The 14,545-nt window shown below is 62.8% G+C and carries 17 protein-coding genes and 1 tRNA gene; 12 read left to right on the top strand and 6 right to left on the bottom strand.

Features of this window, described 5'->3' with window-relative positions:
* Positions 1 to 226: 226 nt before the first annotated feature.
* Together NKJ64_RS18130 and NKJ64_RS18125 are read left to right on the top strand one after the other, a co-directional pair.
* A complete protein-coding gene (locus NKJ64_RS18130; RefSeq protein WP_352463068.1) occupies positions 227 to 1,009 on the top strand; it encodes a hypothetical protein in 783 nt (260 codons plus the stop codon).
* Positions 1,010 to 1,084: 75 nt separating this feature from the next.
* Entirely contained in the window at positions 1,085 to 1,306 is a 222-nt protein-coding gene (locus NKJ64_RS18125) for a hypothetical protein (RefSeq protein ID WP_352463067.1), read from the top strand.
* A 124-nt stretch (positions 1,307 to 1,430) separates the two neighbouring features.
* Here the strand turns inward: NKJ64_RS18125 and NKJ64_RS18120 are convergent.
* Positions 1,431 to 1,520: transfer RNA gene (locus tag NKJ64_RS18120), tRNA-Ser, on the bottom strand.
* Between the two features lie 359 nt (positions 1,521 to 1,879).
* Here NKJ64_RS18120 and NKJ64_RS18115 point away from each other — a divergent pair.
* From NKJ64_RS18115 to NKJ64_RS18100, 4 genes are all read left to right on the top strand, one after another.
* A complete protein-coding gene (locus tag NKJ64_RS18115) occupies positions 1,880 to 2,635 on the top strand; it encodes a hypothetical protein (RefSeq protein ID WP_023831745.1) in 756 nt (251 codons plus the stop codon).
* Between the two features lie 105 nt (positions 2,636 to 2,740).
* Positions 2,741 to 3,064, top strand: coding sequence for a hypothetical protein (locus tag NKJ64_RS18110; protein WP_023825163.1), 324 nt, complete (start codon positions 2,741 to 2,743; stop codon positions 3,062 to 3,064).
* Between the two features lie 252 nt (positions 3,065 to 3,316).
* Positions 3,317 to 4,306 (top strand): BMP family lipoprotein, encoded by a 990-nt coding sequence (locus NKJ64_RS18105; protein ID WP_023683177.1) that lies wholly within the window; start codon positions 3,317 to 3,319, stop codon positions 4,304 to 4,306.
* Positions 4,307 to 4,395: 89 nt separating this feature from the next.
* Positions 4,396 to 4,857: a GNAT family N-acetyltransferase gene (locus NKJ64_RS18100; RefSeq protein WP_023700985.1), complete on the top strand. Its 462-nt coding sequence runs from the start codon at positions 4,396 to 4,398 to the stop codon at positions 4,855 to 4,857.
* Here the strand turns inward: NKJ64_RS18100 and NKJ64_RS18095 are convergent.
* Both NKJ64_RS18095 and NKJ64_RS18090 read right to left on the bottom strand, forming a co-directional pair.
* On the bottom strand, positions 4,852 to 5,238 hold the full coding sequence (locus NKJ64_RS18095) for a hypothetical protein (RefSeq protein ID WP_352463066.1): 387 nt from the start codon (positions 5,236 to 5,238) through the stop codon (positions 4,852 to 4,854). The genes NKJ64_RS18100 and NKJ64_RS18095 overlap by 6 nt on opposite strands.
* Before the next feature lie 13 nt (positions 5,239 to 5,251).
* Positions 5,252 to 5,461: a SlyX family protein gene (locus NKJ64_RS18090; RefSeq protein WP_031209371.1), complete on the bottom strand. Its 210-nt coding sequence runs from the start codon at positions 5,459 to 5,461 to the stop codon at positions 5,252 to 5,254.
* A 215-nt stretch (positions 5,462 to 5,676) separates the two neighbouring features.
* On the opposite strand from NKJ64_RS18090, the gene NKJ64_RS18085 reads away from it, so the two are divergent.
* The 6 genes from NKJ64_RS18085 (at position 5,677) to deoA (ending at position 11,976) form a co-directional block, all read left to right on the top strand.
* Positions 5,677 to 7,209 (top strand): ABC transporter ATP-binding protein, encoded by a 1,533-nt coding sequence (locus NKJ64_RS18085; RefSeq protein WP_023700988.1) that lies wholly within the window; start codon positions 5,677 to 5,679, stop codon positions 7,207 to 7,209.
* The gene (locus tag NKJ64_RS18080; protein WP_023686470.1) at positions 7,206 to 8,345 is read left to right on the top strand and encodes an ABC transporter permease; all 1,140 of its coding nucleotides are present in this window, start codon (positions 7,206 to 7,208) and stop codon (positions 8,343 to 8,345) included. The genes NKJ64_RS18085 and NKJ64_RS18080 overlap by 4 nt, the downstream gene beginning before the upstream one ends.
* A 1-nt stretch (position 8,346) precedes the next feature.
* Positions 8,347 to 9,318, top strand: a complete 972-nt coding sequence (locus NKJ64_RS18075) for an ABC transporter permease (protein ID WP_023683182.1) — start codon at positions 8,347 to 8,349, stop codon at positions 9,316 to 9,318.
* A gap of 115 nt (positions 9,319 to 9,433) precedes the next feature.
* Positions 9,434 to 9,826: a cytidine deaminase gene (gene cdd / locus NKJ64_RS18070; protein ID WP_023683183.1), complete on the top strand. Its 393-nt coding sequence runs from the start codon at positions 9,434 to 9,436 to the stop codon at positions 9,824 to 9,826.
* A 12-nt stretch (positions 9,827 to 9,838) separates the two neighbouring features.
* Positions 9,839 to 10,657, top strand: coding sequence for a purine-nucleoside phosphorylase (locus tag NKJ64_RS18065; protein WP_023698753.1), 819 nt, complete (start codon positions 9,839 to 9,841; stop codon positions 10,655 to 10,657).
* A complete protein-coding gene (deoA, locus tag NKJ64_RS18060) occupies positions 10,657 to 11,976 on the top strand; it encodes a thymidine phosphorylase (RefSeq protein WP_352463065.1) in 1,320 nt (439 codons plus the stop codon). The genes NKJ64_RS18065 and deoA overlap by 1 nt, the downstream gene beginning before the upstream one ends.
* 9 nt (positions 11,977 to 11,985) lie before the next feature.
* Here deoA and NKJ64_RS18055 read toward each other — a convergent pair whose 3' ends face one another.
* The 3 genes from NKJ64_RS18055 to NKJ64_RS18045 all read right to left on the bottom strand — a co-directional run bounded on the left by NKJ64_RS18055 (position 11,986) and on the right by NKJ64_RS18045 (position 14,415).
* The gene (locus NKJ64_RS18055; protein WP_023695614.1) at positions 11,986 to 12,549 is read right to left on the bottom strand and encodes a TIGR02281 family clan AA aspartic protease; all 564 of its coding nucleotides are present in this window, start codon (positions 12,547 to 12,549) and stop codon (positions 11,986 to 11,988) included.
* Positions 12,550 to 12,678: 129 nt separating this feature from the next.
* Positions 12,679 to 13,308, bottom strand: a complete 630-nt coding sequence (gene upp / locus NKJ64_RS18050) for a uracil phosphoribosyltransferase (protein WP_023671129.1) — start codon at positions 13,306 to 13,308, stop codon at positions 12,679 to 12,681.
* Positions 13,309 to 13,443: 135 nt separating this feature from the next.
* Positions 13,444 to 14,415, bottom strand: a complete 972-nt coding sequence (locus tag NKJ64_RS18045) for an adenosine deaminase (RefSeq protein WP_023695615.1) — start codon at positions 14,413 to 14,415, stop codon at positions 13,444 to 13,446.
* Positions 14,416 to 14,545 lie beyond the last annotated feature (130 nt).

The following is a 14,545-nucleotide window of genomic DNA, read 5'->3' as shown; positions in this document are numbered from 1 at the left end:
GTAGTGACGCTGGAGGGGGCGGTCTATAGCCTCGCTGCCCTGCTGGCTTTCATCATCGTGGGTGGCGTGCTGTGGCTGACGAGGACTAGACGCACCGATGACCGGCACCTCTAGTTGAAATTATGCTGTTGGAACGCCGAGTTCTGCTCTTGGGGAGGTGGCACGTTGACCAGACAGGTTGTAAAGCCGTTGTAATGTACTGAGCGGCGATAATGGAGGGCTACAAATGGCAGACGCTGTCCTGACGATCTTTTTCGAAAACGAACGACCCCTGCCTGTTGGGGAAATAGGCAAACTTCTTGAAGACATGGCTGGAGACTACCATCGGGCCACCGGAAGCCATCTCGTACTGTCAAATCTTGAAACAGGTTCGACGTGGATAATCCTGAAAGACATACTCAGTGCGGTGGTCGACGGTTCGGGAGCAGTTGCCTCTGCGGTGAGGGCTGCCGACAACCTGTATTCGTTTGCCAAGAAAATAAGGGACGGTCTTAAATCAGCCAAGACACCACCTACCGCTGTCGACGGCTATGCACGGCCATCGCCGGTGTTGAAGACCCTTGAAAGGTTGTCCAAAATCTCGATAGAGCAGGAATCCCCCTTTGGCGCGAAGTACCATCGCAATGAGAAAGGAGCGGAGACTGTCGAATTCACCTACCAGCCCTCAGAATCCGCGGAGATACGCAAAAACCTGAAACTGGAGAGAGAGATCCGCAAGGAAACGATGCAAGCCTCACGCGCAATCATTCATCGCGCACCCGATCTGCTTGAGCCTCCAACATCTGATGACGCACAGACGGCAAGATCCTTCCGGGTGCCGGCGCTAGGTGCTGATCAGAGTGAAAGCGCAGTCTTGGGTTGGATCAACATTCTGAAGGGCCTTGGCTACGAAGGCATCCTCCCGTCGATAGCGGCGGACTTTGAAGGACAGGGAAACTTTGAGGTGGCCAGGATTATCCGTACGCAAATCCGGACAGATGATCGGGGCACGGAACGTGTAACCGAATAATCCGGTCGAGTGCTGTCGCTGCGGGATTCACATCAGGTAGCCAAGGTGTAGAATCACCTCCTTTTAGGAGGCGCCATGACCCGCGACGAAGCCAAGGCAGCACTCATCCGGCAGGCGGAGAGCCCGCCAAACTCGCCATCCTGCGAGACATTTGACCCGCTATTGGCGGCTCTGGAAGAGGAGGCGGAAAGCGACGAGGACTACGTGTCGAACGCTGCCCACAAGCATGCCATCGGCGCGGGTTTTTGCCGCGTTTTTCATGTCATAGGATTTTGGCTTGGCCACCTCGAATTATAGGCGCGACCGGAATCCGCTGTCTCATGCCGTCGCATGCTGCCCAAATCGATAGCATGCTGCATGATGGGCTATTTGGCGGGTAACTTCCGAAACTCACAATAAGTTGTTGATTTTGTTGATGGTTTGGCGGAGAGAGCGGGATTCGAACCCGCGTTACGGTCTCCCGTAAACACACTTTCCAGGCGTGCGCCTTCAACCACTCGGCCACCTCTCCGTCCTTGCATTCGCGCCGGCCGGTTTTGCCACGCGGGTTGGGGAGATGCATCCCTTTGGGATTTGCGGGAAGACCCGCTTGATGGACACCGCCAACCAGCGGATGCCCTTCCCGGCGCCCGTCAATCAAACAGGCGCGGGGCTCATCTAGTCGATCCGGCGCCGAATGCCAAGCCATAACGGCAGTCTATTCGCTTTGCCGTCCACGCATCGTTTCACGGGGCGTTGAACGCCTCCGCTTCTAAGGCGCTTCGGTTCTGAATGGTGTGCACGGGCAAGGCGGCAGGGCCGGCCGTGCTTGACTTCGCCCCTCGCCACCTGTCGAGTGCGGCGGAGGCTTTGCGGGGGCAACGTCCAGACATGACATCGAGCAATGAACAGCCGGCCAGCGGAACGCCGGCCGGAGGCATGCCAGGCGGGCTGACGCCCGCAGGGCGTCCGGACAGCGGGCTGTCCTTCGTGCCCGTGGTCTGGCTCCTCTTCGTCATGGCATGGTCGGTCTACTGGCTGGTCTCGGCGCGGTGGCTGTTCGAGAGTTCCGGCCTGCCGGACAGGGTCTTCTATTTCGTGCTTGGCGGACTGGCCTTCGACATCGTCACCATCGTGTGGGGGCTTTATCTGCTCGGCCTCGCCTTAAGCCGTTCCGCGCGCTTTCCGCGTCATTTCACCATCTGGCAGATCACCACCATCGCCTGGCGGCTGGCCGAGCAGGTCTATGCCCTGACCGTGCCCGATTTCACCGTCTCCGCCAGGGAGCTTGCGATCGCCGCCACCGAAATCGTCATCGGCCTTTTTTGCATTTACTTGCTGCGCCGCCGCGACGAGGCCAAGGCTTTTTATGCAAGGCCGGAAGCGCAGGCACCGTCAGCCTTTAGTTCGATCGTCGCCGCCCTGGCCGGCATCATCCTCGGCGCCGTCGTCGGCACTGTCGCCGGCTTCGCGCTCGGCGCGGGGATCGCCGAAGCCACCGACATCAGCTGTTTCGAAGGCGGCTGCGGCTACTTCGCGGTGTTCATCGGCCTTGCCGGGCTGGTGGTCGGGGCCATTGGCGGCGGCGTCCTCGGCGTCTGGCTCGTCCATCGGCGGAGCCGAAAAGTGGCCATAGGCGGGCGATAGGCTTCAAATTCGCGTATGGCGATTGCACGCCGGGCGTGCGCATTCTATTCCTTGCCTTTGACCGGAAGGTCCTCGGGAGGAACTTGAGGACCGGGGAAGATTTCGATGCTGCGTTTTTTGTTTCGCCTCGCGGCCATGGTCGCACTCTCGGTCGCCGTCATCATGGCCGTGCTCGACGCGACGCGCTCGGTGGCGGCTTCCGCATTGGTCATGACGCCGCTGAATTCGAGCTGGCTGGCGGTTTCGCCCGACACCCGCGCGGGCTTCGAGACCTTCGTGCGCGCCAAGGTCAATCCGATGATATGGGATGGCGGCATCGCCTGGGTGCTTGCCCAGCCCGGGTTTGCCGTGTTCGCGGTGCTTGCCTTCATCCTCTATGCGATCGGCTACCGGCGCCGGCGGCGCGGCGGAGAATTCGCGCCGGGCTGATGGGTTGTCCCAGCGGACTTGAGACGACAATGTGGCAATCGCCCACAGCTGTCACCGTCTTGGGCATGTTTTTCCAACGGGGGGCATGCTTTTCCAAAAGGTCAAAATTCCGCGTGAATTTTGTTTCGGGCCGTGCCAGATTGCCTTGAGCGGGAGGGGAGTACACTCCTGGCTGATGCCGCATGCCTGCCGGAGAACCGGGCAGGCGGACGGCGCGTAACGGAAAAAAATAACCGACAGGGTGTGGATCACATGAAACGTATCGTTCTCGGCCTCCTGGCCGCAACCGCAATGGTTCTTCCGGCTTTCGCCGCGGATGTCCAGCCGGCCATCCTCTACGATCTCGGCGGCAAATTCGACAAATCCTTCAACGAGGCTGCCTATCACGGCGCCGAAAAGTTCAAGACCGAGACCGGCACCGCCTATGTCGAGTTCGAAGTGTCGAACGCCTCGCAACGCGAGCAGGCGCTGCGCCGCTTCGCCGAGGACGGCCGCAACCCGATCGTCATGGCCGGCTTTGCCTGGGAGGATGCGCTGAAGGTGGTCGCGAAGGAATATCCCGATCTCAACTTCGCCATCATCGACGATGCCGTCGATATGCCCAATGTCCGTTCGCTTGTGTTCAAGGAAAACGAAGGCTCCTATCTCGTCGGCATCCTGGCGGCGATGGCCTCGAAGTCCAAGAAGGTCTCCTTCATCGGCGGCATGGACATTCCGCTGATCCGCAAGTTCGAATGCGGCTATGTCGGCGGCGCCAAGGCGGCCGGTGCGACCGATGTCATCCAGAACATGACCGGTGACACGCCCGCGGCGTGGAACGATCCGGCCAAGGGCGGCGAGATCGCCAAGACACAGATCGACCAGGGCTCCGACGTGGTCTATGCCGCGGCCGGCGGCACCGGTGTCGGCGTGCTGCAGGCGGCGGCGGATGCCGGCAAGCTCGGCATCGGCGTCGATTCCAACCAGAACGGCCTGCAGCCCGGCAAGGTGCTGACCTCGATGCTGAAGCGCGTCGACGTGGCCGTCTACACCGCCTTCATGGACGGCAAGAACGGCACCTTCAAAGGCGGCCTGCAAAATCTCGGCCTCAAGGAAGGCGGTGTCGACTACGCCATGGACGACAACAACAAGGCGCTGGTCACCGACGAGATGAAGGCTGCCGTCGAAAAGGCCAAGGCCGACATCATCGCCGGCACGATCCAGGTGCACGACTATACCGCCGACAACGCCTGCCCGTATTGATCTCTATCCATTAGAGTTGAAACCGCCGGGCGAGAGTCCGGCGGTTTTGTTTTTGGGTTTTGACGGGGGCCGCAACTTGAGAGGCGAGAGTGAAGCCGACCATCGGACCGATGACCGAACGCGATGTTGATGCAGTGGCGCGACTGCGCATCGCCGCCTTTTTCGAGGGCAGCGCAAGAACGCTGAATGAGGACGTCGCCGGGCTTCGCGAGTTGCTCAATGGAGATGGCTTCGAGGCGGCGCTTGTGGCGCGGATAGGGGAGGTCCCGGTCGGGACCTGCCTGCTGGTTCGCCACGAAATTGAACCCGCGCATGAGCTGACGCCTTGGCTGGCGGGATTGGTCGTCGATAGCGACCACCGCGGCAAAGGGATCGGCCGCGCGCTGGTTGCAGCCATCGAAGCGCATGCAACCGCGATCGGTGTGGAGAGGACCTACCTCTATACGTGGGTGGCGCGAGACTTCTATGCCGGGCTCGGTTGGGCAGTGGTCGAGTCGTTTGAGCAGGACGGCTACCCGATGCTGCTGATGTCGCGCGAACTCGGCCTATAGCTGTCCGACGAGATAACCCAGCGCAAACACTACCATCAGCGCGATGGCGATGACGGCGCCGCGTCGGCCACCGAGCGAATGCACGCCGACGCCATAGGGCTTCCGCTCCAGTCTGCCGAGCACCGGCTTCGCTTCGTCCTGGCCAATCACACGCATCTGCGGCAGTTCGGCGATGCGTTGCGAGATCAGCCGCCAGCGATCGCTGCCGCCCGATGGCGCACCACGGTCGAGGACATGCATGCGCTCGGCCAGCCGCATCACCGTGTCGCGGAAGGCGGGATCGATCTCCAGGTCGCGCTCGGCACGTTCGCGGTCGCGATCGTTCATCAGGCCAAGCACATAATCGCCCGCCCGCGCAATGCGATCGCTTTCACTGGCCATAGGCTTCTCCTTGCTACCAGTGCGGCGGTTTGGTTATCGGCACGTCGGGTACCGATTGTTCCTCCAGCGCCATGAAGCGCCCGGTCAGCGCATCCAGCTTGCGCTGCATGCGTTCGATCGCCGTCCACTGCTCGACGATCTGGCCCGACAGTTCCTCGATGGTCTTTTCCTGTTCAGCGGCGCGGATTTCCAGCGTCGTCAGCCGGTCGACAGGCATGATCATTCAAAACTCCTCAGGTCTTGGTGCACGCGGTTGCAGCATGATGCGACTGTTGAGCCTTGCATATTAGTGAATGTGAAGGTCTGCGGCCACGTTCGAAATTGACAAGCGCACCGGGATTTGTCGAGAGTGGCCACTGCGCCGCCAATTGGCACGGGTGGGGCATCATGCTAGGCGTTTTGACCAAGCGATAAAAAAATAAGAGTGGGACAGGCTGCATGGCGCAAGCCGCAATCGAACTGATCGGCATCAACAAGAGTTTTGGCGCCGTTCGCGCCAATCGCGACATCAATCTGGAGATCGCACGCGGCACCATCCACGGCATCGTCGGCGAGAACGGCGCCGGCAAGTCGACGCTGATGTCGATCCTCTACGGCTTCTACCAGGCCGACAGCGGCGAGATCCGTGTCGGCGGCAAGCCGGCGTCGATCAAGACTTCCAACGACGCCATCGCGCTCGGCATCGGCATGGTGCACCAGCACTTCATGCTGGTCGACAATTTCACCGTGCTGGAAAACATCATCCTCGGCGCCGAAAGCGATGCGCTGTTGAAAAAGAGCATCGCCAAGGCGCGCTCCGAACTGGAGCGGCTCGAGCGCGAATACGGGCTGGAAGTCGATCCCGACGCCATCATCGAGGAATTGCCGGTCGGCCTGCAGCAGCGTGTCGAAATCCTGAAGGCGCTTTATCGCGGCGCCGAAATCCTGATTCTCGACGAGCCGACGGGCGTGTTGACGCCGGCCGAGGCCGACCATCTGTTCCGCATCCTCAGGCAATTGAAGGACCAGGGCAAAACGGTGGTGCTGATCACCCACAAGCTGCGCGAGATCATGGCCATCACCGACAATGTCTCGGTCATGCGCCAGGGCACGATGGTGGCGACGCGCGAGACCAGCAAGACGACAGTCGGCGAACTGGCCGAACTGATGGTCGGGCGGCGCGTGCTGCTGCGGGTCGAAAAGGGCGAGACGGAGGCCGGCGCGGTCAAGCTCGCGGTCAAGAACCTGACGGTGAAAGACCAGCGCGGCGTCACCATGGTCGACGACATCTCCTTCGATATCCGCGCCGGCGAGATCGTCGGCATTGCCGGTGTCGCCGGCAACGGCCAGTCCGAACTGATCGAGGCGATTTCCGGCATCAGGCGCGCGGTTTCCGGCTCGGTGATGCTCGATGGCAAGCCGATCGACCTGACCGGGGCCGCCGATCCCGGCGAGTTGCGCGACCGTGGGCTCGCCCATGTGCCGGAGGACCGCCATCATGTCGGCCTGGTGCTGGCCTTCGAGGAGAACGAGAATTCGATCCTCGGCTACCATGACGACCCGCGCTACCTCAAAGGGCCGTTCCTCAACATCGACGCCATCATGACCGATGCCAAGGACAAGATCGAGAAGTACGATATCCGTCCCGGCAATCCGCGTCTGAAGACGGCGAATTTCTCCGGCGGCAACCAGCAGAAGATCGTGCTGGCGCGAGAAATGGAGCAGGATCCCGGTGTTCTGATCGTCGGCCAGCCGACGCGCGGCGTCGATGTCGGCGCCATCGAATTCATCCACAAGCGGCTGATCGCAATGCGCGACCAGGGCAAGGCGGTGCTGGTGGTGTCGGTCGAGCTCGACGAGATCCGTTCGCTGTCGGACCGCATCCTGGTGATGTTTGCCGGGCGCATCGTCGGCGAACGTGGCCCCGAGGCGACCGAAGGCGAGCTTGGCCTGCTGATGGCAGGTGTCGATCGCCAGGAGGCGGCAGAGTGAGCACGCCTTACGCCAAACTGCCGGCCTGGGCCGATTATGGGCTGATCCCGCTGATCAATCTGTCAGTGGCTTTCATCGTTGCCGGTTTCGTCGTCATGCTGGTCGGCGAAAACCCGTTTCGTGCCGCCGTCATCCTGGTCGAGGGCGCTTTCGGCAAGGGAACCGGCATTGCCTTCACGCTGTTCTATGCCACCACCTTCATCTTCACCGGCCTGTCGGTGGCGGTGGCCGCGCATTGCGGCCTGTTCAACATCGGGACCGAGGGCCAGGCCTATATTGCCGGCCTTGGCGTGGGCGTGGTCTGCCTCGCCTTCGACACTGTGCTGCCGTGGTGGCTGACCTTTCCGCTGGCGATCGTCGCCGGAGCCGCCGTCGGTGCGCTGTGGGCGCTGATCCCGGCCTATCTGCAGGCCAAGCGCGGGTCGCACATCGTCATCACCACCATCATGTTCAACTTCATCGCGGCCTCGATCATGGTCTACCTCCTGGTCGGGCCGTTGAAGCCGGCGGCGTCGCAGGCGCCGCAGACGCGCAACTTCCTCGCCGGCGCCGAACTGCCCAAACTCAACTGGATCATCGAACTGTTCGGCGCCAAGATCCGCTCGGCGCCGTTCAACATCTGCTTCCTGCTGGCGCTGCTCATGGCATTCCTGGTCTGGCTGCTGATCTGGCGCACCAAGCTCGGCTACGAGATGCGCACCTATGGCCACAGCCCGAAAGCGGCGCGCTATGCCGGCATTTCGGAGACCCGCATCATCATTATCGCGATGATGATTTCGGGCGCGCTGGCCGGCATGATGACGCTGAACCCGGTGATGGGCGACCAGCACAATGTGGCGATCGATTTCGTCTCCGGCGCCGGCTTCGTCGGCATTGCCGTGGCGCTGATGGGCCGTCTGCATCCGGTCGGCATCGTGCTGGCGGCGATCCTGTTTGGCATGCTCTACCAGGGCGGCGCCGAACTTGCCTTCGAAATGCCGGCGATTTCCCGCGACATGATCGTCATCATCCAAGGCCTGGTCATCCTGTTTGCCGGTGCGCTGGAGCACATGTTCCGGCCCTACGTCCAGGCGCTGTTCGCCTCGTTCAGTCCAAGGTCGGTCGGCATCGAAGCGGTCAAAGGGAAGGGCGCCTGAGATGGACGTCTTCATCGCCATCGTGCAGATCCTGGACTCGACCATACGCCTGTCGGTGCCGCTGCTGCTCGCTTGCCTCGCCGGCCTCTATTCGGAACGCGCCGGCGTTTTCGACATCGGGCTGGAAGGCAAGATGCTGGTCGGCGCCTTTGCAGGTGCGGCCGCCGCTTCGGTCTTCCATTCGGCCTTCCTCGGTCTCGGCATGGCGATCGTGATGTCGGTCGCCTTTGCCCTGGTGCACGGCTTCGCCTCGATCACCCATCGCGGCAACCAGATCGTCTCCGGTGTGGCCATCAACTTCGTCGCCGCCGGCTCGACCATCATTCTGGGCCAAGCCTGGTTCCAGCAGGGCGGGCGAACGCCGGCGCTGCAGCCGGGCGAGCGTTTCGAGGCCATCACTCTGCCTGGTGCTGCCGCGATCCACGACGTGCCGATCATAGGGCCGATCTATTCCGAGCTGCTCTCTGGCCATTCGATCCTGGTCTATCTCGCTTTCGCCATGGTGCCGTTCACCTGGTGGGTGTTGTTTCGCACCCGCTTCGGCCTGCGCCTACGCGCCGTCGGCGAGAACCCGGCCGCCGTCGACACCGCCGGCATCTCGGTCGCTTGGCTGCGCTACCGGGCCCTGATCTGCACCGGTGTGCTGACCGGCATTGCCGGCGCCTACCTCTCGATGGTGCAGAATGGCGGCTTCGTGAAGGACATGACCGCGGGCAAGGGCTACATCGCACTGGCGGCGCTGATCTTTGCCAAATGGCGGCCGGTCAACGCTATGTTCGCCTGTCTTCTGTTCGGCTTCCTCGACGCGGCGGCGATCCGCCTGCAGGGTTCGCCGCTGCCGTTGATCGGCAAGGTGCCGGTGCAGTTCATGCAGGCGCTGCCCTATGTGCTGACCGTGATCCTGCTTGCCGGCTTCATCGGCAAGGCGATCCCGCCGCGCGCCGGCGGCGTGCCGTATGTCAAGGAACGTTGATCCGGGCACGCTAGTGTCTGAGACCGTTGAGCCGAACATGCGGCTCGGTGCTCGAAAGGCGCCAGGAAACGCAAATGGCCGGGTTTTGAACACGATCGTCGGAGAGAACGTCTAGATGTCGCATGATCTGTTCGAAGCCGCGCAGGAGGCCATGGCCAAGGCCTACGCGCCCTATTCGAAGTTTCCGGTGGGTGCGGCGTTGCGCACCGAAGACGGCCGTGTCTTCACCGGCGCCAACATCGAGGTCGCGTCCTATCCGGAAGGCTGGTGCGCCGAGACCACGGCGCTCGGCCATTACATCATGGGCGGTGGCGGCAAAATTGTGGAAATCGCCGTCATTGCCTCGCGCATGGCCAAATGCTCGCCCTGTGGCGGCTGCCGGCAAAGGCTGGCGGAATTCTGCCGGCCGGACACAAAGCTCTATCTTTGCGACAACACCGGCGTGGTCGAGACCGTGACCATGGGCGACATGCTGCCCTACGGGTTTCGTGGCGACATTTTGAAGTGAGAGTTGGCTGATATGAAGGAAGCTCTGGACCACCTCGTCGAAAGGCTGGACGGGTTAGCGCCGACAACGGCGATGGTGCTGGGGTCGGGCCTTGGCGGGCTTGTCGACCAGGTCGAGAATGCCGTGCGCATCTCTTATGCCGACCTGCCGGGTTTCCCCCGCAGCGGGGTGACTGGCCATGCCGGCGAGGTGGTCGCGGGGCTTTTCGCCGGCACGCCGGTGCTGATGCTGTCCGGCCGCGCCCATTACTACGAGCACGGCGTTGCTGCTGCAATGCGGCCGGCGCTGGAGGTGCTTGCCGGCATCGGCATCACCAAGCTGATCCTTACCAATGCCGCCGGCTCGGTCGATCCCGACATGCTGCCAGGATCGGTGATGCTGATCACCGATCACATCAATTTCTCCGGCTCCAACCCGCTGATCGGCGAGCCGAGCGACCGCCGCTTCGTCGGCCTGACCGAAGCCTATGATGCCGGCTTGCGCGCGGCGATCGAACGGTCGGCGAAGGCGACAGGGACGGCGCTGCACAAGGGCGTCTATATGTGGTTTTCCGGTCCGTGTTTCGAAACCCCTGCTGAAATCCGCATGGCGCGCATCATGGGCGCCAATGCGGTAGGGATGTCGACCGTGCCGGAGGTCATTCTCGCCCGCTTCCTTGGGCTTCGCGTAGCCGCCTGTTCGGTGATCACCAATCTCGCCGCCGGGATGACCGGGGCGGAACTGTCGCACCAGGAGACCAAGGACATGGCGCCGATCGGCGGCGCACGGTTGGCGACGATCCTTGCGCATGTGTTCCAGGATGGGTTGCCGGAGCCGAAGGGCGACGCCTGATGCTTCCCCAGGAAATCATCCGCCGCAAGCGCGACGGCCAGAAACTGTCGGCGCAGGAGATTTCGGCCTTTGTCGCCGGCGTAACTTCGGGCAGCGTCTCGGACGGTCAGGTCGGCGCCTTTGCCATGGCGGTGTTCTTCAACGGCATGAACCGCGACGAGGCGGTGGCGCTGACGCTCGCCATGCGCGATTCCGGCGATGTGCTCGACTGGTCGGATCTGCCGGGTCCGGTCACCGACAAACATTCGACCGGCGGCGTCGGCGACAATGTCTCGCTGATGCTGGCGCCGATCGTCGCCGCTTGCGGCGCCTATGTGCCGATGATCTCCGGCAGGGGCCTTGGGCATACCGGCGGCACGCTGGACAAGATGGATGCCATCCCAGGCTATATCAGCCAGCCGGATATCGCGCGCTTCCGCAAGACGGTGCTCGAGACCGGCTGTGCCATCATCGGACAGACCGCCGATCTCGCGCCCGCCGACCGTCGCCTCTATGCGATCCGTGATGTGACCGGAACGGTGGAATCGGTGCCGCTGATCACTGCCTCTATCCTGTCGAAGAAACTCGCGGCCGGCCTGCGGTCGCTGGTGCTCGACGTCAAGGTCGGCAATGGCGCCTTCATGGAGAAGTCGCGCGACGCGACAGCACTGGCCAACAGCCTGGTCGAGATCGCCAACGGCGCCGGCCTGAAGGCCTCGGCGCTGGTCACCGGTATGAACGAGCCGCTGGCGTCGGCGGCCGGCAACGCGGTCGAGGTGCGCAACGCCGTCGATTTCCTCACCGGAAGGTTCCGCGACAAGCGACTGGAGGATGTGACGCTGGCGCTGGCCGCCGAGATGCTGCAATCGGCAGGGCTGGCGTCGTCCAATCAGGACGGTCTCAGGCGCGCGGCCGAGACGCTGGCCGGCGGCCGCGCGGCGGCCGCCTTCGCGCGTATGGTCGCAGCCCTTGGCGGTCCCGCCGATTTCGTCGAGAAGCCGGAAAAATACCTGCCGAAAGCGGCGGTGGAGTTTGCGGTCAAGGCGACAGGCAACGGTTTTGCCACCGCTATTGCCACCCGCGATATCGGCCTTGCTGTGGTCGGGCTCGGTGGCGGGCGCACGCGGCCGGACGACAGGATCGACCATGCGGTCGGCATCACCAGGCAGCTGCCGCTCGGCGCCGAGGTGCGGGCCGGCGAGCCGCTGGCGCTGGTCCACGCCCGCACGCAAGTGGAGGCCGAAGCGGCCGCAGCCGCCGTGCTTTCGGCCTATACGATCGGGGCGTCGAAACCAGCCGCCGACAAGACTGTCATCCGGCGCGTGCTGCCGCGCGGGTAGCGGAACGCGCTACTGCACCAGTAACAGTGTGCCGTTTTCGACCTGGTATTTTGCCAGCCGCTGCAAAAAGCTCATGCCAATGAGGTTGGTGCGCAGAGCCTTGTCGTCGAGCACTACCGCCTGGACGTTGTCGACGCTGATCTTGCCGATCTGCAGGCGATCGATGTTGACCACGGCGGCCCTGATCGCGCCATTGGCGGTGTTGACCTGCTGGTTGAAGTCCGACGGGTTGAGCGAGATGCCGATGCGGCGCGCCGTCGAGGTGTTGATGGCGACCAAAGTGGCGCCGGTGTCGATCATGCCGTCGACCTGGCGGCCGTTGAGCTTGAAGGCGGAGGTGAAATGGCCGCGCTCGTCAGCCGCCACCAATACTTTGCGCCCAGTGGGCAGCGGTGCGGCCGGCTTGCCGGGAACCGAGGCCATGTTCAGTTCGGGCTGAGGCTGCGCGGACGGCTTGCCGGCGACGGTCGACTTCAACAGGTTGTCGAGAATCTGCGGATTCGACTGATAGACGATCGGGATCGATGCCGACGTTCCGGCGAACACGCCCAGAATGACAAGCTTGCGCAGCATGAATGGACCTTTGTGAAGGCCCATTCTTGCCCACGTATGGTGTGTGCCGCTTTAACGCCAACCCGAAACCGCGGCTTTGCGTAAACGGGCGGTAAACGACTGGATGTCAGCTGGCCTTGCCAGCCGCCGTCATTTGGTTCCGTACATGCGGTCGCCGGCATCGCCGAGGCCGGGCATGATGTAGCCCTTCTCGTTGAGCTGGCGGTCGATGGAAGCGGTAAAGACCGGGACATCCGGATGCGCCTTGGTGAAGCGCTCGATGCCTTCTGGCGCCGCCAGCAGGCAAAGGAAACGGATGTTGGTGGCTCCGCGCTCCTTCAGCTTGTCGATGGCCGCGATGGCCGAGTTCGCGGTCGCCAGCATCGGATCGACGACGATCACCAGCCGGTCGGCGAGATCGCTCGGCGCCTTGAAGAAATATTCCACCGCCTCCAGCGTTTCGTGATCGCGGTAGAGGCCGACATGCGCGACGCGGGCCGCCGGGACCAGGTCGAGCAGGCCTTCGAGCAGGCCATTGCCGGCGCGCAGCACCGAGGCGAAGACCAGCTTCTTGCCCTCCAGCGTCGGCGCTTCCATGGTTTCCATCGGCGTTTCGATGGTCGTCGTCGTCAGTTCGAGGTTGCGGGTGACCTCGTAGCCGAGCAGGAGCGAGATCTCGCGCAGCAGCCGCCGGAAACCAGCGGTCGACGTCTCCTTCTTGCGCATGATGGTGAGCTTGTGCTGGACAAGCGGGTGGTCGACGACGGTGACGCCCTGCATGGGTTGCTCCAGTGAATGGTGAATAGTGAATAGTGAATAGTGAGCAGGTTTGCGAGTCCCGATGGATCGATCATTGCCGTTGACAGGCCGAAGCGCCGGCAAACCAATCACCAATCACCAATCACCAATCACCAGTCACCTCTTCGCATCGAGCCGGGCAAGCAGCGCGCTTTTCGTCTTCCTGTCGACGAAAGCCGCCTCGATCGCGGTTCGGGTGATGGCGGCCAGCGCCTTTTCGTTCATGGCGAAATGCTCGGCGGCGATGTCGTATTCGCGCTTCAGCGAAGTCCAGAAATAGGGCGGGTCGTCAGAATTCAGCGTCACCTTGCAGCCGGCTGCCTGCAGCGCAGGGAAAGGGTGATCGGCGAAACTGTCGTAGACCTTGAGCGCGATGTTGGAGCCGGGGCAGCATTCCAGCACGATGCCCTCATCGGCGATGCGCCGCACCAGATCGGGGTTTTCGATGGCGCGCACGCCATGGCCGATGCGCGACGGGCGGATATGGTCGAGTGCGGCCTGCACCGTCTCCCATCCGGTCAGCTCGCCGGCATGGATGGTGATGCCGAGGCCGGCTTCGCGGGCGATCTCGAAGGCCCTGACATAATCCTCCATCTCGCCCATGCGCTCGTCGCCGGCGACGCCGAAGCCGGTGACCAGCGGATTTCCGCAGCGCGCCGCAAAGCGCGCCGCCTGCTCGATCGACTCGACGCCGACATGGCGTACGCCGGTGACGATCATGCGGCCCTCGATGCCGGTCTTGGCTTTGGCGCGCAGCATGCCTTCGCCGAGCGCATCGGTATAGGCCTTGGGCGACAGGCCGGCCCTGACGGCATGGTCGGGCGAGGTGAAGACCTCGGAATAGATGGCGCCGTCGCGGGCAAGGCTGGTCAGATAATGGTCGGCGAGGCGGGCATAATCCTCCTCGGTGCGGAACAGGTCGGCGGAAAAATCATAAGCCGCCAGGAACGAGGTGAAATCATGCCAGACGAAGGAGCCGTTCTGGATATAAAGCGAGGTGTCCTTGCCGTATTTCTGCGCCTGACGGATGACGAGTTCGGGCGCCGCTGCCCCCTCGATGTGGCAGTGCAGTTCTGCTTTCAAAGGCATGCAGTTATCCCGTCTCATCAGTCCAGGCCGTAAAGCCCACCACCTGGAAGCGCGGCCGAACACCGCGCCTTAAACAATAGCGCCCGCACCATCGATCGGCTATGGTCCCGCCGGTTTTATGACGGATCAA

It is taken from the genome of Mesorhizobium sp. M0062, from assembly GCF_040323125.1.
Lineage (GTDB): Bacteria > Pseudomonadota > Alphaproteobacteria > Rhizobiales > Rhizobiaceae > Mesorhizobium.
The sequence above is the reverse complement of the archived record's forward strand: the minus strand, read 5'-3'. Positions and strand labels throughout refer to the sequence as shown.

Bases quoted from the DNA above. Each gene is read 5' to 3' on its own strand.
- upp (WP_023671129.1), bottom strand. From the start codon at position 13,308: ATGCAGGGCGTCACCGTCGTCGACCACCCGCTTGTCCAGCACAAGCTC.
- NKJ64_RS18095 (WP_352463066.1), bottom strand. From the start codon at position 5,238: ATGGCCAGTGAAAGCGATCGCATTGCGCGGGCGGGCGATTATGTGCTT.
- NKJ64_RS18130 (WP_352463068.1), top strand. From the start codon at position 227: ATGGCAGACGCTGTCCTGACGATCTTTTTCGAAAACGAACGACCCCTG.
- NKJ64_RS18055 (WP_023695614.1), bottom strand. From the start codon at position 12,549: ATGCTGCGCAAGCTTGTCATTCTGGGCGTGTTCGCCGGAACGTCGGCA.
- cdd (WP_023683183.1), top strand. From the start codon at position 9,434: ATGTCGCATGATCTGTTCGAAGCCGCGCAGGAGGCCATGGCCAAGGCC.
- NKJ64_RS18105 (WP_023683177.1), top strand. From the start codon at position 3,317: ATGAAACGTATCGTTCTCGGCCTCCTGGCCGCAACCGCAATGGTTCTT.
- NKJ64_RS18110 (WP_023825163.1), top strand. From the start codon at position 2,741: ATGCTGCGTTTTTTGTTTCGCCTCGCGGCCATGGTCGCACTCTCGGTC.
- NKJ64_RS18115 (WP_023831745.1), top strand. From the start codon at position 1,880: ATGACATCGAGCAATGAACAGCCGGCCAGCGGAACGCCGGCCGGAGGC.
- NKJ64_RS18045 (WP_023695615.1), bottom strand. From the start codon at position 14,415: ATGCCTTTGAAAGCAGAACTGCACTGCCACATCGAGGGGGCAGCGGCG.
- NKJ64_RS18090 (WP_031209371.1), bottom strand. From the start codon at position 5,461: ATGATCATGCCTGTCGACCGGCTGACGACGCTGGAAATCCGCGCCGCT.
- NKJ64_RS18085 (WP_023700988.1), top strand. From the start codon at position 5,677: ATGGCGCAAGCCGCAATCGAACTGATCGGCATCAACAAGAGTTTTGGC.
- deoA (WP_352463065.1), top strand. From the start codon at position 10,657: ATGCTTCCCCAGGAAATCATCCGCCGCAAGCGCGACGGCCAGAAACTG.
- NKJ64_RS18125 (WP_352463067.1), top strand. From the start codon at position 1,085: ATGACCCGCGACGAAGCCAAGGCAGCACTCATCCGGCAGGCGGAGAGC.
- NKJ64_RS18075 (WP_023683182.1), top strand. From the start codon at position 8,347: ATGGACGTCTTCATCGCCATCGTGCAGATCCTGGACTCGACCATACGC.
- NKJ64_RS18065 (WP_023698753.1), top strand. From the start codon at position 9,839: ATGAAGGAAGCTCTGGACCACCTCGTCGAAAGGCTGGACGGGTTAGCG.